Below are 18,167 nucleotides of genomic sequence, written 5' to 3'. Positions count from 1 at the left end.
GCCCACCCCGGTCGGGGTGGGCGCCATCCGCCGTTCCGGGTCGTTACAGGTTGAGCCAGGGACTGCGAGGCGACAGATTGCCCTCGGTCTGGATCCCGTACAGGAACGCGAAGGTCGTGAACTGCCCCGCGCCGTGGAAGTCGTTGCCGTCGAAGCGCTTCTTCACCACCTGCCCGCTCGGGCAGGGGTAGACCTTCTTGGAAACGATCTTCTCGCCCGTGGTGACCGCCGTGATGAGGATCTTGCATTTCGGGTGCTTCTTCCCCATGGAGAAGATCGCATACGGATGCCCGACCTGGTTGGCCTTCTTACCGATGCAGGACTTCCAGATCACGACTTTGCTGTTGTGGGGATAGGTGTCCATGTCCGTGTACTGGTAGCACCCTCCGTTGCCGGACTCCGCGTGGGCCGCAGGCGCCACGGTCAGCCCGCCGATCGCCATGGCCGCACCCATTCCTGCGGTGAGGGCCGATTTCATGAAGCCCACGCAGAAGCCTTCCTGTGTCAATAAGCGCAGCTCAGAGGCCGCCTGGCCACTGGAAGATGATCGCTTCGGTCATCTCGTTGCAGGGCACACGGTGATACCGAACACCTACTTCAACGCCAGCAACAACGTGTCCGCCGGCGAACACCACACCGCCCGGGCCTCCCCGAACCCCTTCTCCCGCAGCACGCGCGCGTGCCACTGCACCGAGGGCATGTCGCCGTCCGCGTGGTCGCCGTAGATCTCGAAGCGACGGGCGGTCGGGCCGGCGAGGGCGGGGTCCTCGGCGGCGAGCTGCCACCACTGGGCCCAGTCCAGGGCTCCGTCCCGCGTGGCCTGATCCATACGGGCGTGGCGCAGGCTGCGTTCCGCCGCGTTGATCCGTGGCGTGGTCTCGTCGATCATGTGGTCGGCGTTCATGAAGACGCCGCCGTGGCGGACCAGCCCGGCGATCCGGCCGTACAGGGCCGCGAGGGGGGCGCTGTGCAGCCAGTGGAGGGCGGTGGCGGTGAGCACAGCGTCGTACGTCTCGTACGGCAGCCGCGTCGGCCAGTCGGGGTCCTTGAGGTCGGCCTCGACGAAGGTGACCCTCTCGTCGCCCTCGAAGGTGCCGCGGGCGATGGTGAGGAGCGCCGGGTCGAGGTCGACGCCGGTGCTGGTGGCGCCCGGGAAGCGGGCGAGCAGACGGGCCGTGATGCTGCCGGTGCCACAGGCGAGGTCGAGGATGCGCGGCTCGGTCCCGACGCACGCCTCGACCATGTCGAGCATGATGCGGAACCGCTCCTCGCGGTCCGGCATGTACCACTCCTGCTGGCGGTCCCAGCTCTCCTGCCAGGCCTGCCAGTCGGTCCCCGTCGTACCGGTTCCGGTTGCAGTGGTTCCCGTCATGGAATCCCTCTCCCCTCACCCGCGTAATACCCTGGAAGTACAGGCAGTCGTTACCTCTTCGCACCCACGACCATAGAGCCCCTCCGTAAGGACCACAAGTGGAACTGGCCTATTACTCGGACTATGCCGTACGACTCGTCAACAGCGAGGAACCGGCCCGGGGCAAGGACAACCTGACCTCAGTCGAGGCCGTCCGCAACCTGTTCGGCGGCAACGCGTCGGCGGCCCGCCGCGCCACCGACGCCGACGTCACCCGCTTCCGCTCGGTCAGGGCCCGGCTGCGCGCGGTCTTCGAGGCCGCCGACAAGGGCGACGAGACGCTCGCGGTGGACCTGCTGAACTCACTCCTGCTGGAGTTCCCGGTCAGCCCGCAGATCTCGGGCCACGACTTCCGGGACGACGACGGCCGCCCGCTGTGGCACATGCACCTGGCCGACCATCCCTCGAACGCGACCGCCGGCTACGCGGCCATCGCGGCGATGGGCCTGGCCTTCCACCTGACGGAGTACGGCGTGGACCGGCTGGGCCTGTGCGAGGCGGCGCCGTGCCGCAACGCCTATCTGGACACCTCCACGAACCGCTCCCGGCGCTACTGCTCCGACCGCTGCGCGACCCGGGCCAACGTGGCCGCCTACCGCGCCCGCAAGCGCCTGGAGGCCGACCGGTCCGACAGGACGGGCCTCGCGGCCGACAGCGCCCAGCGCGCCAGCGCGAACGGCGAGCGCTGATCCGCCTTCAGCGGCCGGTACCGAAAGCGCACCTTGCCGAGGACCAGGTCCTCCGGGACGGTCCCGTAGTCCGTGCTGTCACCGCCCGCGTAGGCGTTGTCGCCGAGCACCCACCAGCCGCCGTCGCGCCGCTCCGCGGCCCGCTTCACGACCAGCAGGTCCTGCTGGAACGGATGCCGCAGGACGACCACGTCCCCTGGCCTGATCCGGGCGCCGTACTGCACCACGAGCCGGTCCCCGTGGTGGAGCGTGGGCACCATGGACGGACCGGTCACCTCTGCCGCCCCGAAGGGCAGCAGCGCCCGCCCGCGCTCGATCTCCTGCGACAGCTCCGGCATGCCCGGCACCTCCCCGGTACGTTCCTCCACCAGTCTCAGTCTGACCCCGGACTTTTGTCCTAAGCCCATGGGGGCACCCGCGAAATCCCCTCCCCCAGGGAGTAATGTCCCACCTGAGAAGACGATCACGAGGAAGGAATGCTCCATGCTTTCCCGCCTGTTTGCCCCCAAGGTCAAGGTCAGCGCACACTGCGACCTGCCCTGCGGTGTGTACGACCCGGCCCAGGCCCGCATCGAGGCGGAGTCGGTCAAGGCCATCCAGGAAAAGATTGCCGGTAACGACGACCCGCACTTCCAGGCTCGCGCCACCGTCATCAAGGAGCAGCGCGCCGAGCTCGCGAAGCACCACGTCTCCGTGCTCTGGAGCGACTACTTCAAGCCCCCGCACTTCGAGAAGTACCCGGAGCTGCACCAGCTGGTCAACGACACCCTGAAGGCCCTCTCGGCCGCCAAGGGCTCGACCGACCCGGCCACGGGCCAGAAGGCTCTGGACTACATCGCCCAGATCGACAAGATCTTCTGGGAGACCAAGAAGGCTTGATCTTTGATCAGGCCGTTTGACCTGCAATTTCCTTGGTTGCCAGGTCTACCTGTCCGCACCCGGTCCGCAGGCCGCCGAGAACGGCGTCCATGACGGTCCGGGTGCGGTCTTCTTCGCCCGGCCACAGGTGCGCATAGATCCGCAGCGTGATGACGGCGGACGCGTGGCCGAGGACGAGCTGGACCTGCTTGACGCTCGCTCCGCCGGCGATGAGGGCGGAGGCGTAGAAGTGGCGCAGGTCGTGGGTCACCATGTGCGGGAGCTCGACGGGCTTGCGGCCTTCGCGCTCGGCCGCCTCGTTCTCCGCCGCTTGGAGCGCCCTGCGGGCGCAGTTCCACTCCGTCTTCCAGCGACGGTAGTTGAGGGGCTCGCCTTCCTCCATCGTGAACAGCCACTCCTTGGAGGGGCGTGCGGCAAGGTGCGTGAGGAGTGCGTCGGTCACGACCTCCCCGACTGGGACAGTACGCCGGGACTTGGCGGTCTTCGGCGGGCCGATCTTCCCGGACTGGAGGCGCTGGCGCTCGACGCGGATAGCGCCAGCCTTGAAGTCGACGTCCGAGAGCTTGAGGCCGAGCAACTCGCCTATACGCAAGCCTGATCCGGCAAGCGTGACGATGGCCGCGCGGATGTACGGCGGCATCGTGCGCGCCATGGCCTCGACCTGCGCCACCGTGGGTGGGGTGACCTCCTCGTCCTGCATGGGCGGGAGGTTGATCCGGCGGCACGGACTGGAAGCGATGACCTTGTCCTCGACGGCCGCGGTCATGAGGCGTACGAGGACATCGTAGACGTTGCGCACACTGCCGGGGCTGAGAAGCTCCGACAGGCTCTTGAAGAGCACCTGGAGATCATTGCGGCGTATGGCCGCCATGGCGCGGGAGCCGAGCGCCGGGACGAGGTGGAGCCGGAGCGCGTTGTCGGTGATGCGCTCACCCGCCTCGCTGGCGATGAGCGACTCCTCCCACTTCTTCGCGTACTTCTCGAAGGTGATCCGTCCGGCCTGCGGATCGACGTACTGGCCCGTGACGATGCTGGCCGTGACCTCGTCGAGCCAGCGCTGGGCGTCGAGTTTGCGGTCGAAGTGGCGGGCGTGCTCCTTGCCGTCAAGGTCACGGTAGCGGGCCCGCCATTTGCCGTTGGGGCGCTTCTGGATGTTCGCCAAGTGGCTTCTCCCTTGGGTTGGTTATCGGTGGTAGCCGCCGCCCTCGATGTGCTCGGTGAGGGTGCGGGCGTCGCGCTCGTCGCCCATGAGGCGAAGGCACTGTTCGTGGATGGCCCGTGAGCTGTCCGGATGGGCCTGGATGTACTCGGCGATGCCGACGACGGCGTGGTGCAGGCGGTCCTCGGCATCGCGCGTCTCGTAGTACGCCTCGACGGCTTCCTGGACGAGCCGTCTGCTGTCGAGGTCCAGCCCCTCTAGCGGCGGAGACATCAGCTCTTCGAGAGGCAGCTCGAAGACGCGAGCGAAGGCGAGCGCCTCGTCGACGTTGATGCGGCGGCGCGGGGTGCCGTTCTCGATACGCCAGACCCCGGTCTGGTTCATCTTGACGCCGGCCTTGGACACCCGATCCGCCAACTCGATCGTGCTCCATCCCCTGACTTCGCGCTCCAGCGCCACCCGCGCGGCGATGTTGCCCTCGCTGTAGAGCAGCGGCACCTCACCGTCGCCGGCCTTGTCGCCTGCCATCGAACCTCCATCCCGACCGTTGCTTTCCCAATTGAAACACATGCTTGCCGATTTGGCTGACCGGCGATCGTCGAGTACAACCTATGCAGACCGGATTGCTACCTAGTCGATTGGGAATGCATGCGATACCTGACCACCGCGGAGGTCGCCGAGCGCTACCGCACAGCGGAGAGCACCGTCCGCTACTGGCGCCAGATCGAGAAGGGCCCGCGCGGCATCAAGATCGGCAAGCGGGTGCTGTACCCCGAGGCCGAGCTGCTGCGGTACGAGCGGGCGCTGATCGACGGCCGAGACGAGTGGGGTCTGGCCTCCTGAGCCGTTCGGAGCCCCGGACACGGAAACGGCCCTCAGCGCGCCAACGCCGAAGGCCGGAGAGTTCCCCGCACACCGCCTATCCCTGAACGAACAAGCCGACGAGGGGCTGGACCTTGCCCGTCCTGCCCCTCGTCTGAGAGGAACGTCTATGGAGGACTCTACGTCCCCCACCAACCCGAACACGGTCCCCAAGGTCAGCTGGCCCGAGGTCGCGGTCCCCGGCCAAGGCGTCCCCGGACGCCGCGGGGACGAGCATTCTGCTGCTGCGGTATCAGGGGACCGTCCCCTCGATACATCCGCTCCGCTGTCGGCGCGAGCTACGGTCCCCATACCCACATCCGTTGGAGACGTGCAGGTCAGCGGCATTGGCGCGCCAACGGGGACCGGTCCCCAAGACTCTGGAGTTGCACCAGGGGACCGCAGTGGGGACCGGGACAGCGGCCGTCACCTGTCGCCGGGGACCGACGTCCCCGTGGAGCGGGCCGAGCAGCAAGAGATCGCAGCCACCGATGGCGGGACACGCGCCGGCGGCCATGAAGGCGCCAGTGCTCAGGTAGCCGCTGACGGGGTCGCGCTGCTGGACGAGTTGCGGGCAGCGATCGGCAAGTACGTGGTGCTGCCCAGCGAGGAGGCGCTGACCGCTGTCACCTTGTGGGTGGCGGCCACGCACATCCAGACGGCTCTGCAGCACGCGCCACGTCTGGCGGTGGTGAGCCCGACGAAGGGCTGTGGCAAGTCCCGGGTCCTCGACGTACTCCACGAGACCGTGCACCAGCCGATGATGACGGTGAACACTTCCCCGGCGGTCATCTTCCGCGTCATCGGCAAGAACCCGCCCACCCTGCTGGTGGACGAGGCGGACACCATCTTCGGCCCCAAGGCGAGCGGTGACAGTGAGATCCTTCGGGGCCTGTTGAATGCCGGGCACCAGCGCAACCGGCCCGCCTGGCGGATCTCCGGTCCGGAGCACAAGCCGACTCCGTTCCCCACCTTCGCCATGGCCGCCATCGCGGGTATCGGCGACCTGCCGGACACGGTCATGGACCGGGCGGTGGTGCTGCGGATGCAGAAGCGCAAGCCGGGCGAGAAGGTCACCCCTTTCCGCTCCCGGTATTCAGTGCCGGAACTCCACGCGCTGCGTGACCGGCTGACCGCCTGGCTGGGTCCGCTGCGCGGGCAGGCTGCCCGCATGGTGCCGCAGATGCCGGTGGAGGACCGGGCGGCGGACACCTGGGAGCCACTGGTCATCATCGCCGACCTGGCCGGCGGCCACTGGCCCGCCCAGGCCCGTGCCGCCTGCCTGGCCATGACCCGCCACGAGGCGGTCCAGGACGAGCAGAGCAGCCTGAAGACGCGGCTGCTGCGCGACATCCACCGCATCTTCGCGCAGGCGGACAACCCCGAGGCCCTGGCCACCCAGGATCTGGTCGCCGCTCTGCTCCAGGACGCCGAGGCCCCGTGGGCGGATCACGGCACCAAAGGGCTGAACGCCTACCACCTGAGCAATCTGCTGAGGGACTTCAACATCAGCCCGGCCAACTACCGCTTCGACAAGGGCAGGCAAGCCAAGGCGTACATGCGCAATCGGTTCCTGGACGCCTGGGCCCGCAACTGCCCTGACCTCGTCGAGGCGGCGCCCGAGCCCGAACACGGCGCCGCCCCTGCCCGCATGGCGCAGAGCAGGCCGCCCGCCGCTCCGGCGGGGGCGCTGCCTGTCGGCCCGCCCGGTGGCCCCGCCGGGCCCAAACTCACTCTCTGACCCCACCGGGGTCCGTATCACTGCGTCGCATCCGTCCCCGCGCAGGTCAGTGCGGGGACGGACTCTCTCGCCGGGACGGAGTTCTCCGTCCCTGCCCGCGTGTCCGTACCTGTGCTGACCAGGCGTGCGACGGATGCGACGGACGTGACACAGCCCCATCCCCTTCTGCACCGGAGCACCACCATGGACACTGAGAACGACACGAACCCCTCTTCTTCCCGCCGCTGGGGTTGGTTCAGCCGGGACCGACGAACAGCAGCAAGCTGGAGCGAACGAGCCCCTAATGGGGCTTCGTCCGCGCTTGCCCCCGCCCCTGGGGTGGCGGAGGAAGAGGGGGCCGGGCGCCAGCGGGCGCCCGAGCCTGAGGAGGGGGTGAGCGAGCCCCGCACCACGTCTGCCGCCGACGGCGCCCAGCAGCCCATCGCCGACTCCGTCACCCCTCACGCCGAGCCGTCCGCCAATCCGCAAGCTCCCGCCACCGTTGAGCAACCCTCATGGCGTGAGCCCGACGCCCCGGTGCTGCCCGCGCGGATGAACCGCAAGCGCACCACCGAGAAGCGCGACCAGGAGAAGAAGATCCGATTCACCCCGACTGCGGTCCACCTCATCGACGCCGAGGCCAGGCGGCGCCGTCAGAAGTTCGCCGGCTTCGTCGGTGACGCCGCCCTCGCCGTCGCGCTCGGCAAGGCGGGGATGGTCGGCAGCCCGGAGGACGACCCCATCCGCCCGCTGGTGGAGGTCATCGAAGCGCACACCAAGGCGCTGAACCGGATCGGCACCAACCTCAACCAGGTCACGGCAGCCATCCACTCCGGCGCGATACCCGAGCGCGCCGAGGCCGTCCTCGACCGTATCGAGCAGGCCGCCCAAGCCAGTTATGCACTCATGGACCGGCTCCTGACGGAAGGGGCCGGTCATGGTACCTGACGTCTCCACCGGCTCCAGCACGCTCGGCCTGATCAACTACCTCTTCGGCAAAGGGCGGCGCGACGAGCACACCGACCCCCACATCGTGGCTGCCTGGGACATGGCCGGCGCCCCCGACCCCGGCCGTGACCCCGCCGCCACCTACACCCAACTCGCCCGCCGCCTGGACCACCACGTCGACCTGCGCACCCGGGAGATCGGCGGAAAGCAGCCGCCGCAGCACGTGTGGCACTGCCCCGTGCGTACCGCGCCCGGCGACCGCTACCTCACCGACTCCGAGTGGGCCGAGGTCGCCCGCCGCGTCGTCTCCGCCACAGGCATCGCCCCCGAGGGCGACGAGCAGGCGTGCCGATGGATCGCGGTCCGGCACGCCGAGGACCACATCCACATCATGGCCACCACCGTCCGCGCCGACGGCCGCCGTCCCCGCACGAACCGGGACGGCTGGCGGGCACAGCGGGAATGCCGCAAGATCGAGGCCGAGTTCGGGCTGCGCCGCCTGAAGTCCGGCGACCTCACAGCCCCGCGCACGCCCACGGGCGCCGAGCGCGCGAAGGCCGAGCGCCAAGGCCGGGGCGAGACCGCGCGCGAGTGGCTGCGCGAGCAGGCGTACGCGGTCGCCGCCGCCGTACGCAGCATCGACGAGTACTTCACCGTGCTGTGCTCCCTCGGCATCCAGGTCAGGCCGCGCATCGGCCCCGAGACCGGCGAGGTGACCGGCTACAGCCTGGCCGCGCCCGGCGACACCGCCCAAGGCGAGCCGGTCTGGTACGGCGGCTCAAAGCTCGCCCCCGACCTGTCCTACAACCGCCTCTGCGAACGTCTCCCCACCCAGGACCTGGCCGACCGCCCTCAGCAGATGGCGGACCCGGCCGAACCGTGGCACCGCGCCGAGACCGCCATCCGCGACGCCCAGGCAGTCCTCGACTCGGGCGACGACGCGGTGGCCCAGGGGCACCTGGATGCCTTCGGCGACGCCCTCCACAACCTGGCCCTCACCACCAAGGGCAGGCACCGGACCGAACTGCAAGCAGCAGCAAGGGCGTTCAACCGCGCACGCCGCTCGGCGACCCGGGCCGACCACCAGGCAGCCACCGCCCTGCGGGAAGCCGCCAAGGAACTCGCCTACGCCCCACACGCTCCGGGCGGACTCGCCACCGCCCTGATCTTCGCCGCGCTCCACGTGGCGCGCGCCGCCGCCAAGTGGCATGAGCAGCGCGGCCACGAGCAGCAGGCCGCAGCAGCCGAAGAAGCGCTCCGCCACCTGCAGGCCAGCTACCAGCAGGCCGCCCAGCCGGTCTTGGCGGATCTCGCCCGTCGCGCACCGCGCCCCACAACCGCCAGCCGCTTCGAGCAGGATCTGCGCGCAGTCCTCCCCGACCACGCCGACCGCGTCCTCGCCGATCCCACCTGGCCGGCCCTGACTACGACCCTCGCCCGTTCCGAGACCGCCGGCCACAACATCCGGCACCTCTTGACTGAAATCGCCGCGCGGCGAGAACTCGACAGTGCCGAGCGTCCCGCCGAGGTCCTCAACTGGCGCATCACCGTTCAACCGAACAGGCGAGCCCAGGCAGCTCGCACGCGGAGCACTCGCATCACCGCAGCCGTGACGCCCACACCCCAGCCCACGTCCAGGTCAGTGGGCGAACGGTCTACGGAACGCGGCCGACGGCGATAGCCAAGTCGGCCCTCAGCGACGGCAGACGAGGATGCCGCCCAGACACGTGACCTCGAAGGCCCCGTGTCGGGCAATGTGATCGACGAGGATCGCTCGGGCCCGCTCGATCGTGGCCTCGAAAGGCACGTCGTGCTGGTCTGCCCACGCCTGGTACGAGGCCATGTGCGCGATGACAGGCTCGGGGTCCTGGACCGTGATGGTGCCGGGCAGTGCGATCGTCTCCACGCGGCCGAACTCCTCGCTCAGGAAGGCCGGGGCTTTCTCCAGGGAGAAGCGGGCGCTGAGCGAGATGCGGGCCGGGCCGCGTCCGGTACCGAGGACATCGCCCGCCGCCCGCTGCCACAGGTCGTCGAGTTCGGCTTTGTCCTGGTCGCTGTTGGTGGAGGCGATCACCAGCCCGTCACGGGCGAGGACGCGGGACAGTTCCCTGACCGCCTGGGGAATGTCGGCGACGTGGTAGAGCATGTGCAGCGCGAGGGAGGCGTTGGCGCTGGCCGTTGCCAGCGGCAGGCGGGTGGCGTCCGCCACGGCGACGGGCCCGGGCACGCCGCCGAGGATGCCGGGAGCGATGTCCAAGCCGAGCAGGGCCAGATCAGGCCGATCATCGCGAAGCCGCTGAATGAACTTGCCGTTGCCGCAGCCGACATCGACCACATGCCCGCGTACGCCGCTCAGCTGCTCGGCGACGATGCCGGGCAGGTCGTAACGGGGCGTCTGCCACTGGTAGAGAGACTGGCGGGCGGCCAGGTCCCGGTCACTCCTGTAGGCACTCCCAGCGAGGCGGTCCCGGTCGGTGACGGCGGCGTCGTGTGCGGCGGACAGTTCGGTCACGTCGGCAGCTCCGGTGGGTGGGCGGCGGGTGAGGCCGCGAGGACGGCCGTGTGCTGAAGTCGTTCGCGTAGGTGTGCGGCCTGCGCGGCTCCACCGTACTGCGGCCCGCTCAGCTCGCGACCCAGAGCAGTGAGCCGGCGCACGATGCTGGCCGACATGCGCTCGGGCGGGGAGGCGAGCACGAATCCGAGCATCGCCTCGGTGCCGTCCAAGTCGCCCAGAAGCAGATGGCCACGGGCGAGATCGACATGGGCGGCGAACAAGTCCCCGACCGACTGATCGTCGTCCTCGGCGCTGCGGTAGAGCCGGATCGCGGTGTCCGCACTGACGATGGCCTGCTGGACGTGCTCCCGCCCACCCAGGGCCAGGTTGGTCGTCCCGGCGTAGGCGAACTGCTTGGCGATCGGAAAGGCGAAGATCCCCGGTACGTCGTCATGGCCGGGCATTGCCTCGCGTGAGCGCTCAGCGTCCGCCAGAGCAGCCACCGCGCCCGCCCGGTCTCCGACTATGGCCAACGCCCGCGCCTCCAGACTGGCCAGCCGGGCTCCGATGCTGCCGTGCGCCCGGTGGTGGCGGCCGACCTGTGCAAGCCGGGCCGCCTGCCCGTACCGCCCGGTCCAATAGGCGATCAGGGATTCGACGGCTCTTACCCAAGCCAGCATCCCTTCGTGCCCGACCACCTGGGCACACGCCCGAGCAGTACGGGCGTGCGTGGCAGCCGAGTCGTAGTCGCCCAGGTCCAAGCAGACGTGGGCGGACAGGCCGCACAGCCGTGAGGCCGCGACGTACAGGTCAGCGGTCTGCCGGGGATGTTGACGCCCGCGCAGCAGCTCAAACGCCCCGTTCCGCAGCCGCTTGATCTCGACGTACAGCTCCAGCAACGGATGGCTGACGTAGGCGCGGGCGAGCCGGGCGACATCGGCCTCCAACTGCTCGACGACGAACTCGTCGGCGTTGCGTTGCGCGATAAACCGAGCGAAGTCGGCCGACATCACCGCGTCGGCCGATACGGCACCCACCCCGGAGCGTGAAGGCACGGCGGGCCCCAGTGACCGCTCCTGCACGGCCCCTGCCGCGCTGTGCTCTTCCGCCACGAGGCTCTTGCTGACCGCCACCGCCCGGTCGAGCACCGCCACATCGACACCGAACACCTGTGCCAGGTACTTGCGGGTGTACGGAACCGGGATACGCACCTCGCGCTCGTAACGCCCGATCTCCTTACCGGTCTTGGCGGAGCGCCCCTCCAGGGCGTTGTACTCGTCGGCCACCCGCTGCTGGGTCCAACCGCGCACAGTACGCAGCCGAATGAGCAACGCGCCGATCCCCGTGTCACCCATCCCGCTCCCCGGAGCATGCGAACTCTGGCCCCCATAGTGGCCCCCTGCATGGCCCCCACGCTGGCTCCCGACCCAAACGAGCGACAGCGGTTGGCTGTTGGCCATGCCCAGCACACTGCCCGACGAGCCGGACACCCTCGCACCGGGCCAAGCCCTTGACGGCGCCGTCGAGCACGAAACGAAGCTCTTCGACCGGCGCCGGACCACTCCAAGCGCCGCCCGCTCCTTCGTCGCCGAGACCCTTACCCAGTGGGGCCGAACGGAACGCCTCGACGACATCCGGCTGTGCACCTCCGAACTGGCCACCAACGCCGTCATGCACGGAGCCCCTCCAGGCAGTCAGGTCCTCGTACGCGTCGAACTGCACGCCACCGTGCTGCGCATCGAAGTGCACGACGGCGGCAACGCCAGACCTGAAAAGCGGGAAGCCCGGGAGACAACGGCCGACGGCCGCGGCCTGCTGCTCGTATCCGCTATCGCCGATCACTGGGGTGTGGAGGAACGCCCAGGCCCCGGCAAATGCGTCTGGGCCTCCTTCCACCACGGGGTGGTGCCCGCATGCTGACGCCCGCTCGCACCGAGTCCTTCATGCCGTCCACCGGTCTGATCGCCTCCCTGGCCACCACCACATGGCTGGATGCCACCCCAACCGGCGCTGCGCTGTGCTGCCTCCTGCTGGTGCCCCGACCTCCGCGCAGTGTCTACGAGACGCCAGCCGTCATCGAGCAGCGCATGCGTGCAGTCGGTGAAACCCTGCGCCTGGGTCAGGGCACCGTTCCCCCGCCGGACATCGGGCCACGTCTGCGCCTACTCAGCCCGACCGAGGTGGCCCTGAGCTTCGACGGCACCCCGTATCGCAAGCGCATCCCCGCAGGCCGCGCCTGGACCCTGCTACTCACCCAAGGAACTCCGGTAGCCCTCGTCCTGGGCCTCGACCCGCTCTCCCGCAGCGCCACACCAGCAGAGATCGACACCTACCTCGACCGCGCCACGCTCCGCCAGCGCCTCCTCTTCGGCCACACCCGATCTGAGTGAGCCCCAACCCACCCCAGGGGGACATCCCGTGACGCCCCACCCTGTCTCACCGAACACCGTCCTGGCCAACGCCCTCCACCACGCCGAGGACGTCCTGACCCCGCGCATCCTGGCCACCCCACCCGAACGGATCGTGCTGACCGTCGGCACCCAGATCAACGGCGCCCCACACATTGGCACCTCGCTCGTCCAGTCCCTCGCCTTCGCCATGGCCGCCCGCCTGCGCGACCGCTTCGGCATCCCCACCGAGGTCCTCTTCAACGCCCTCGACAACGCCCCCTACGAGCTGACCACCGACCCACTCAGCGGCCACCGCTACCAGCGCGCCTACGCTCAAGCCCTCGGTGACCAGGCCCTGACCGACCTGGTCACCGCCCTCTACCAACCCCTCTTCACCGCGCTCTCTCAGCGCCTGGGCATCCCTCACCGGATCGAGAACTACAGCCAGCAGCAGGCCGGCGCACACTTCCGCCGCACCTGGCTCCGCCTCCTGCCCCGCCTCGACGCCGCCCGCTGGTGGCTCGCCCCCTCCACCGGCACGCCGCACTTGCGCATCCCCTGCCCGCAACCCGGCTGCGGCTGGGCCGAGAAACACGCCGAACGTACCCGAGTCCATCTCATCGACAGCGAAACCGCGCACGTCACCGCCGTCTGCCTTCACGACGGCCCCTACCAGGCGACCATCGCGCCAACCGGAGGCGCCTACCTCGACCTGGCCACCCTGTACCGCAATACGGTCAAGGAGCTCTCCCTGTCCAACCCTCACGGCACACTCCACGTCATGGTCAAGGGCGGCGACTGGGTCTTCGGCTCCCACCTGGTCGACGAAGCGCTCCATGCCGTCGGCCTCACCCGCGCCCAGCTCCCCGCCCGCCTGTTTTGCCCGCAGGTCGTCACCGACACCGGCGCCAAACTGTCCAAGTCGCTGATCCGCGAGGGCCGCGCTCCGTTGCCCGAGGGTGCAGACGACTGGATGCTCGACACCCGACAGTGGCCCGGCACCGTCGCGGAGTATGCCGAGCAACTGCTGACCATGACCGATACGTTGCTGTCCGACCCCCGACACTTCTTCCGCTCGTACTCGGCCGCCGAGATCGGCCGCATGATGACCGCACCAGCCACCAGGAGCGTTTCCGCCCCATGACCGACACCACCGCCCGCGTCCACGAGCTCAATCTCTACCGCCAGTACTTCGACCTCGTCGCGGCGGGCACCAAAACGATCGAGGTGCGGGTGAAGTACCCGCACCTCGCCGGCCTCGCCGCAGGCGACATCATCCGCTTCCGTATCAAGGGCACCGACGAGACCTGCGAAGTCAAGGTGAAGCGGGTTGCCGAGTACCCCAACTTCGAGGCCCTTCTCGACGGCGAGGGCCCATCCAACGTCAACCCGACCGCTACCCGGGACCAGCAACTCACCAACATCCGGACCATCTACGGCCCGGAGAAGGAGATCCTCGGCGCCCTCGCTATCGAGATGAAGCGCTTGACCTGACCGATTCCCGCTCTTACAAGATCAGGTACTCGACGTCATCCTCAACCGGAACGGCATCGCCCATCGAAGCCACCCCGGCGGCACCACTCAAACCCAATCCAGCTCCTGCCTCTCGCCTGCAAGCCTTGATCAACCAGCTGCCAGATGGCCGGATTCCGACGGCGCCCCCAGGCAGCCTCCTAATGTGTAGGGCCCCTGAGACCTAGAAGTCATCCGGCACGGAGGTAGGGCGAGTTGGACGTCTCCCCGCACATCGCATGGGCGCAGTCGATGTTTCCGTTCCCGCCCGGGACTCAATACCCCGACTGGCAGGACTGCACCACCTCGGCGTCACAGGCGGCGCGGACGCTGGCCGTCGCCTATACCCTGCACCACGGCGGAAAGACCGTCGACGACGTGCGGCTCAAGCTCTTCTTCGGCCTCAAGGGGCTCAGTGACGAACTCGATCGCCGCGGACTGGCCAAGGACGCCGCACAGGCCCTGCAGGTCTCCTGCCTCGTTCTTACCGAAGAGCCCGACAACCCAGGCAACCGCGACAACTTCGTGCGGGAGCGCGACAAGTGCGGCGCCAGGCTGCGCACGCTCGGAGTGCCGCTACTCACGGAGCTTCCTGAGCTTCTGAACGCGCCGATCTGGGGCCTCGAAGAGATCTTTGCCCCGGGCGGCTCCGCTGGCCCGACGCCCCAGGTAACCGTCGCCGCCGGGCCGTCCGGCATCGTTGTGATCGACGAGACTGGTGTGACGGACGAGAGCGACGAGACCGAGGATGAGCCGGACCGCCCCGAGGACGACGAGACGGACGACCCGGAGGTGCAGGAACAAACTGGGTTCGGTTCCTTGCAGACCGACGCGACCACCGCCCGCGAGCTGGTGGCGGAGCTCGCCGTACGCTGGTCGCCCGACCGGGCCCCCGCCGGCGAGCGCACTGCGGCGCTGCTGAAGTACTTCGAGGAGATGAGCGGGAACCACGGCGCGCTCGCCGACCGCGAGCTGGCGGCCCACGTCGATCAGGACGTACGGGCGCTTGTGGACTGCTTCCACGACGGCAACATGCCAGCCGACCCAAAGGATCTGGGGTCCCTCGCGCGCGCCATGAGGACCTTCGCAGTCCGGGCCGACAGGGCACAGCAGCCGGAGGAGGCCCGACTGCGCTGGCTAATCTCTGCCACCGCCAACCACTGGATGTGGAAGGTCGACAACGGCCTGCCCACGAACCGACCGCACGTGCTGCGCGACCTCATGGGGTATCTGCGGTCCTTCCTCGGTAGCAACCTGAAGTTCATGGACTCGGCCCGCGACCTGATCCTCGACTGCGCCGAGATCCTCGTGTGCGTTGCGCACGAGGTCCCGCCGGTGTTCCTTGATCGGTACCCGACGCTGCGCCACCACATGCTCTCCGCAGTCGGCACGCACCTCCTGCTCGCCGGGCCGAACCCCGCCCTGCCGCAGGAGAGCACCCGTGACCGACGCGTGCTCACGCACGGGTCGGTGAGCAGATCCGTCTGGCCGGAGTTGCTGCTCCGCGAGTGGCTGTCCGAGGACAGCCGACATGGGGCCTGCTTCGCACTCGCCTGCGTCGCCGGATGGGACGAGGCCCGGGCGCACTGGATCGTCGACACGATCTTCGACCGGGCGGCGGATTTCGATGCGACAGGGGAGCGCGACCTGTGGAAGCAGGGCGTCAGCTCCCTGATGGAGGCAGCGAGCAAAGTGCGCGTCGCGAGCAACCCGTGGGAGAGCGACGGCAAGGCGAACCCCCGCGGCACCTCCCTCCTCACCAGCGCCGGTGGCGCCGTACGCATCCCGACGCCCGTGCTACGCGCTGCGGTCGCACAGGGCCTCGACCCAGACGAGGTCGTGACCGTCCGCGGCAAACTCTTCGAGGGGCGCCGTATGCCCACGTACCTGCTGACCACCCGCTACGGTCCACGCTCCATCCTGAAGATCGACCGGCGGGACAAGGTTCAACGGGAGGGAGACAATTTCCGGAAATATGCGAAGCGGCTGCACCCCAACAACCGGCCGAGCGAATGCCATGCGAGCGCCATGGAGATGTACCTCGGCGACAACGGCGACTCCCTACGCGCCATCGAAACGGCCTACGCGTTCGAGCAGGGCGAGGCTCCGCGCACCCTAACCCAGTGGCTCAGCACCGCGACCGCCGACGAGGCAGTAACAATCTTCAACAGGCTGCTTCTCACCAACATGCGGCCCTGGCTCGCGCACAGCCGCCGCGACCGCATCGACATCAGGGCGGAGTACCCCGTGTTCCGCCCCGCCCCCGCCCCGAAGAAGCAGTTGCCCGGCAACTGGGCCCGGACGGAGCTGCAGTCTCTGCTGAGGGGGGCAGCCGAGGCCAACTTCGACATGCCATCCAGCACCAAGAAGGACGACACAGAGTGGAGCGCGTCCACCCCCGGCCTGGCCAGCGCGATGGCGCGGCTCCGCGAGGTCGCAACGGTGAACCCGCTCTGGTTCGCCGCCGAGTTGTCCGAGACCGGCCAGGGCGACTTCGAGCGGATCATCAACTCCTTCGACATCGACCTCGTGGACTTCGACACCACTCTGGCGATCACCCACGGCGACCTGCACCTGGACAACGTGCTGTGCACACATAGCAGCTCCCAGCCCACACCCGTGCTCATCGACTTTGAGAGCGCGCACGAAGGCCATGTGTGCAAGGACTTCGCCCGGATCGAGGCGAGCCTGCTATGCCAAGTGTTCACCTGGGACGACGAAGCATCCGCGGCACGGGTGGCGTCCTGGATTGCTGGCGTGCTGGCCGGAACGGGCGACCGATTCCGCAACGAGGGCGACCTCTTGCCCGGAGTGCCCGATCCGGAGGAGATGGGCGACCTCACCGATCGGGAACGCCTCGTCCTGCAGGTCACCCAGCGGGTCCGCGAGATCGCCGTCGGCTGCGGACAGGGACACTGGCCGATCAGGATCGACGAGTACCATCTCGCCCTCGTCGGCGCGCTGTTGCCCATGGTGCGCTACTCCACGCTTCGGAGGGCGCAGCGGCAGTTCGCTCTCACGCTCAGTACAGTGATCACCTCCGCACTGTGGCACCGGTGGGACGCACGACTGCGGAAAGGGGGGAATGACTCGTGAGTGCTTGGATCGGCACCGTCATCGCGCTCTGCGCGCTCGTCCTGTCGGCCATAACGGCGCACGTGCAGCACCGCGCCCGCAAACGTGAGACGCTGGCCGCCGAGGTGACTGCCTACTTCCACCGTACGTCCGACTTCGCCAAGATCAAACTTCCCGACGGCACGATCCGTCAGGCCGGCTACCACCTGGTGATCTGGAACCAGGGCCCCGCCTCGGCCAAGCAGGTACACCTGACGGTGAAGGACGTCGAGGGCGGGTCGGTTGAGCTGGCGGACTCGCCGCCGGACGAGTTTCCGCTCATGCGGCTCGATCGGGGCGCCCGTTATCCGGTTCCGTGGCTGCCAGTGTCGGACGCGCACCGCGGCACCCGACGCTTCACCGTGCACTTGCGCTGGCAAGACGGGAACGGGAGGCAAGAGCGCGTCCTGCAGATGCGGCGTGGCCAGACTAACGTGTGATCTCGCCCGTCCCGGCGAGCTGCTCCGGTTCCACGCCGAAGACCTCTTCCACCGCCCACTCACGCGCCCAGTCGTCCACCCTCCACAGCAGGGCGGGCGCGGTCAGCCGGTTGGCCACCAGCGTCTTGACGACCTGACCGTGCGTCAGGTGGGCGATGTCAGGGCGGCCGGGCTGCTCCACGTTATGCCTGTACGTCAGGGCAGCCGCCATAGGTGGCGTACTCGGTTCGCAGCGCCTCGGACGCGTCAGCTGGGGAACGCGACCTTCAGCAAGAGGAACCCCAGCGGGCCACCACGCAGCACCCACCCAGGCCAGCTTGAACACAGGGTCGCTCGTGTTGGGTCCCCGGCCAGTCCGCACACAGTCCGCAGGACACCCGATCAGGACCGTCGCACCCCATCGCCAGCCAACAGTAAAAGGCCAGGTCAGCGCCCCACAGGAAAGATCCCCGCAGGTCACCGACCCGGCCCATTACTAGGAGACCAAGAAGGCCTGACGAACGCCCCGTTCGTGTGGACCCGCGATCGGTGCACCATCGCAGGTCCACGG

The 18,167-nt window shown here is 68.8% G+C and carries 20 protein-coding genes; 12 read left to right on the top strand and 8 right to left on the bottom strand.

Annotated elements, in window-relative coordinates; translation table 11 throughout:
• Window positions 1-43 precede the first annotated feature (43 nt).
• A complete protein-coding gene (locus tag AB0N07_RS30110) occupies window positions 44-487 on the bottom strand; it encodes a hypothetical protein (RefSeq protein ID WP_365840369.1) in 444 nt (147 codons plus the stop codon).
• Window positions 488-592: 105 nt separating this feature from the next.
• Window positions 593-1,372: a class I SAM-dependent methyltransferase gene (locus tag AB0N07_RS30105; protein ID WP_365840367.1), complete on the bottom strand. Its 780-nt coding sequence runs from the start codon at window positions 1,370-1,372 to the stop codon at window positions 593-595.
• Window positions 1,373-1,470: 98 nt separating this feature from the next.
• Between AB0N07_RS30105 and AB0N07_RS30100 the strand changes: the two genes are divergently transcribed.
• On the top strand, window positions 1,471-2,100 hold the full coding sequence (locus AB0N07_RS30100; protein WP_365840365.1) for a CGNR zinc finger domain-containing protein: 630 nt from the start codon (window positions 1,471-1,473) through the stop codon (window positions 2,098-2,100).
• Here AB0N07_RS30100 and sodX read toward each other — a convergent pair.
• The gene (sodX, locus tag AB0N07_RS30095) at window positions 2,004-2,438 is read right to left on the bottom strand and encodes a nickel-type superoxide dismutase maturation protease (RefSeq protein WP_030928924.1); all 435 of its coding nucleotides are present in this window, start codon (window positions 2,436-2,438) and stop codon (window positions 2,004-2,006) included. The genes AB0N07_RS30100 and sodX overlap by 97 nt on opposite strands.
• Window positions 2,439-2,583: 145 nt before the next feature.
• On the opposite strand from sodX, the gene sodN reads away from it, so the two are divergent.
• Window positions 2,584-2,979 carry a superoxide dismutase, Ni gene (sodN, locus tag AB0N07_RS30090; RefSeq protein WP_115905969.1) on the top strand — a complete coding sequence of 132 codons (396 nt, stop codon included), beginning with the start codon at window positions 2,584-2,586 and terminating at the stop codon, window positions 2,977-2,979.
• 7 nt (window positions 2,980-2,986) lie between these two features.
• On the opposite strand, the gene AB0N07_RS30085 is transcribed toward sodN, so the two are convergent.
• Window positions 2,987-4,141, bottom strand: coding sequence for a site-specific integrase (locus tag AB0N07_RS30085; protein WP_365840362.1), 1,155 nt, complete (start codon window positions 4,139-4,141; stop codon window positions 2,987-2,989).
• A gap of 21 nt (window positions 4,142-4,162) precedes the next feature.
• The gene (locus AB0N07_RS30080; RefSeq protein WP_365840360.1) at window positions 4,163-4,666 is read right to left on the bottom strand and encodes a helix-turn-helix transcriptional regulator; all 504 of its coding nucleotides are present in this window, start codon (window positions 4,664-4,666) and stop codon (window positions 4,163-4,165) included.
• A gap of 120 nt (window positions 4,667-4,786) precedes the next feature.
• On the opposite strand from AB0N07_RS30080, the gene AB0N07_RS30075 reads away from it, so the two are divergent.
• The 4 genes from AB0N07_RS30075 to AB0N07_RS30060 all read left to right on the top strand — a co-directional run bounded on the left by AB0N07_RS30075 (window position 4,787) and on the right by AB0N07_RS30060 (window position 9,348).
• Window positions 4,787-4,981: a helix-turn-helix domain-containing protein gene (locus AB0N07_RS30075; protein ID WP_126395012.1), complete on the top strand. Its 195-nt coding sequence runs from the start codon at window positions 4,787-4,789 to the stop codon at window positions 4,979-4,981.
• Between the two features lie 574 nt (window positions 4,982-5,555).
• On the top strand, window positions 5,556-6,740 hold the full coding sequence (locus tag AB0N07_RS30070) for a DUF3631 domain-containing protein (RefSeq protein ID WP_365840371.1): 1,185 nt from the start codon (window positions 5,556-5,558) through the stop codon (window positions 6,738-6,740).
• Window positions 6,741-7,058: 318 nt separating this feature from the next.
• Window positions 7,059-7,667 (top strand): hypothetical protein, encoded by a 609-nt coding sequence (locus AB0N07_RS30065; protein ID WP_365840358.1) that lies wholly within the window; start codon window positions 7,059-7,061, stop codon window positions 7,665-7,667.
• On the top strand, window positions 7,657-9,348 hold the full coding sequence (locus tag AB0N07_RS30060) for a mobilization protein (protein ID WP_365840356.1): 1,692 nt from the start codon (window positions 7,657-7,659) through the stop codon (window positions 9,346-9,348). Before AB0N07_RS30065 ends, AB0N07_RS30060 begins: the two co-directional genes overlap by 11 nt.
• Before the next feature lie 12 nt (window positions 9,349-9,360).
• Here the strand turns inward: AB0N07_RS30060 and AB0N07_RS30055 are convergent, their stop codons facing one another.
• Together AB0N07_RS30055 and AB0N07_RS30050 are read right to left on the bottom strand one after the other, a co-directional pair.
• Complete coding sequence (locus AB0N07_RS30055; RefSeq protein WP_365840354.1) at window positions 9,361-10,179, bottom strand: class I SAM-dependent methyltransferase; 819 nt, start codon at window positions 10,177-10,179, stop codon at window positions 9,361-9,363.
• Window positions 10,176-11,516: a helix-turn-helix transcriptional regulator gene (locus tag AB0N07_RS30050; RefSeq protein WP_365840352.1), complete on the bottom strand. Its 1,341-nt coding sequence runs from the start codon at window positions 11,514-11,516 to the stop codon at window positions 10,176-10,178. The genes AB0N07_RS30055 and AB0N07_RS30050 overlap by 4 nt, the downstream gene beginning before the upstream one ends.
• A 103-nt stretch (window positions 11,517-11,619) precedes the next feature.
• On the opposite strand from AB0N07_RS30050, the gene AB0N07_RS30045 reads away from it, so the two are divergent.
• The 6 genes from AB0N07_RS30045 to AB0N07_RS30020 all read left to right on the top strand — a co-directional run bounded on the left by AB0N07_RS30045 (window position 11,620) and on the right by AB0N07_RS30020 (window position 17,617).
• Window positions 11,620-12,081: an ATP-binding protein gene (locus tag AB0N07_RS30045; RefSeq protein WP_365840350.1), complete on the top strand. Its 462-nt coding sequence runs from the start codon at window positions 11,620-11,622 to the stop codon at window positions 12,079-12,081.
• Window positions 12,075-12,551, top strand: a complete 477-nt coding sequence (locus tag AB0N07_RS30040) for a hypothetical protein (protein ID WP_365840348.1) — start codon at window positions 12,075-12,077, stop codon at window positions 12,549-12,551. The genes AB0N07_RS30045 and AB0N07_RS30040 overlap by 7 nt, the downstream gene beginning before the upstream one ends.
• Before the next feature lie 28 nt (window positions 12,552-12,579).
• The gene (locus AB0N07_RS30035; protein ID WP_365840346.1) at window positions 12,580-13,695 is read left to right on the top strand and encodes a hypothetical protein; all 1,116 of its coding nucleotides are present in this window, start codon (window positions 12,580-12,582) and stop codon (window positions 13,693-13,695) included.
• Window positions 13,692-14,045, top strand: a complete 354-nt coding sequence (locus AB0N07_RS30030) for an ASCH domain-containing protein (RefSeq protein WP_365840344.1) — start codon at window positions 13,692-13,694, stop codon at window positions 14,043-14,045. Before AB0N07_RS30035 ends, AB0N07_RS30030 begins: the two co-directional genes overlap by 4 nt.
• Window positions 14,046-14,279: 234 nt before the next feature.
• Entirely contained in the window at window positions 14,280-17,159 is a 2,880-nt protein-coding gene (locus AB0N07_RS30025; protein ID WP_365840342.1) for a phosphotransferase, read from the top strand.
• On the top strand, window positions 17,156-17,617 hold the full coding sequence (locus tag AB0N07_RS30020; RefSeq protein ID WP_365840340.1) for a hypothetical protein: 462 nt from the start codon (window positions 17,156-17,158) through the stop codon (window positions 17,615-17,617). Before AB0N07_RS30025 ends, AB0N07_RS30020 begins: the two co-directional genes overlap by 4 nt.
• Here AB0N07_RS30020 and AB0N07_RS30015 read toward each other — a convergent pair.
• Window positions 17,607-17,798: a hypothetical protein gene (locus AB0N07_RS30015; protein ID WP_365840338.1), complete on the bottom strand. Its 192-nt coding sequence runs from the start codon at window positions 17,796-17,798 to the stop codon at window positions 17,607-17,609. The two genes, AB0N07_RS30020 and AB0N07_RS30015, sit on opposite strands and share 11 nt — an antisense overlap.
• Window positions 17,799-18,167: the final 369 nt, after the last annotated feature.

Source organism: Streptomyces sp. NPDC051172, assembly GCF_040682555.1.
In the GTDB taxonomy this organism is placed as follows: domain Bacteria; phylum Actinomycetota; class Actinomycetes; order Streptomycetales; family Streptomycetaceae; genus Streptomyces.
This window is presented reverse-complemented; position numbering and strand designations above follow the sequence as displayed.

Coding starts and splice junctions, on each gene's coding strand:
- AB0N07_RS30105 (WP_365840367.1), bottom strand. CDS start 1,372: ATGACGGGAACCACTGCAACCGGAACCGGTACGACGGGGACCGACTGG.
- sodX (WP_030928924.1), bottom strand. CDS start 2,438: ATGCCGGAGCTGTCGCAGGAGATCGAGCGCGGGCGGGCGCTGCTGCCC.
- sodN (WP_115905969.1), top strand. CDS start 2,584: ATGCTTTCCCGCCTGTTTGCCCCCAAGGTCAAGGTCAGCGCACACTGC.
- AB0N07_RS30080 (WP_365840360.1), bottom strand. CDS start 4,666: ATGGCAGGCGACAAGGCCGGCGACGGTGAGGTGCCGCTGCTCTACAGC.
- AB0N07_RS30075 (WP_126395012.1), top strand. CDS start 4,787: ATGCGATACCTGACCACCGCGGAGGTCGCCGAGCGCTACCGCACAGCG.
- AB0N07_RS30060 (WP_365840356.1), top strand. CDS start 7,657: ATGGTACCTGACGTCTCCACCGGCTCCAGCACGCTCGGCCTGATCAAC.
- AB0N07_RS30050 (WP_365840352.1), bottom strand. CDS start 11,516: ATGGGTGACACGGGGATCGGCGCGTTGCTCATTCGGCTGCGTACTGTG.
- AB0N07_RS30045 (WP_365840350.1), top strand. CDS start 11,620: ATGCCCAGCACACTGCCCGACGAGCCGGACACCCTCGCACCGGGCCAA.
- AB0N07_RS30040 (WP_365840348.1), top strand. CDS start 12,075: ATGCTGACGCCCGCTCGCACCGAGTCCTTCATGCCGTCCACCGGTCTG.
- AB0N07_RS30030 (WP_365840344.1), top strand. CDS start 13,692: ATGACCGACACCACCGCCCGCGTCCACGAGCTCAATCTCTACCGCCAG.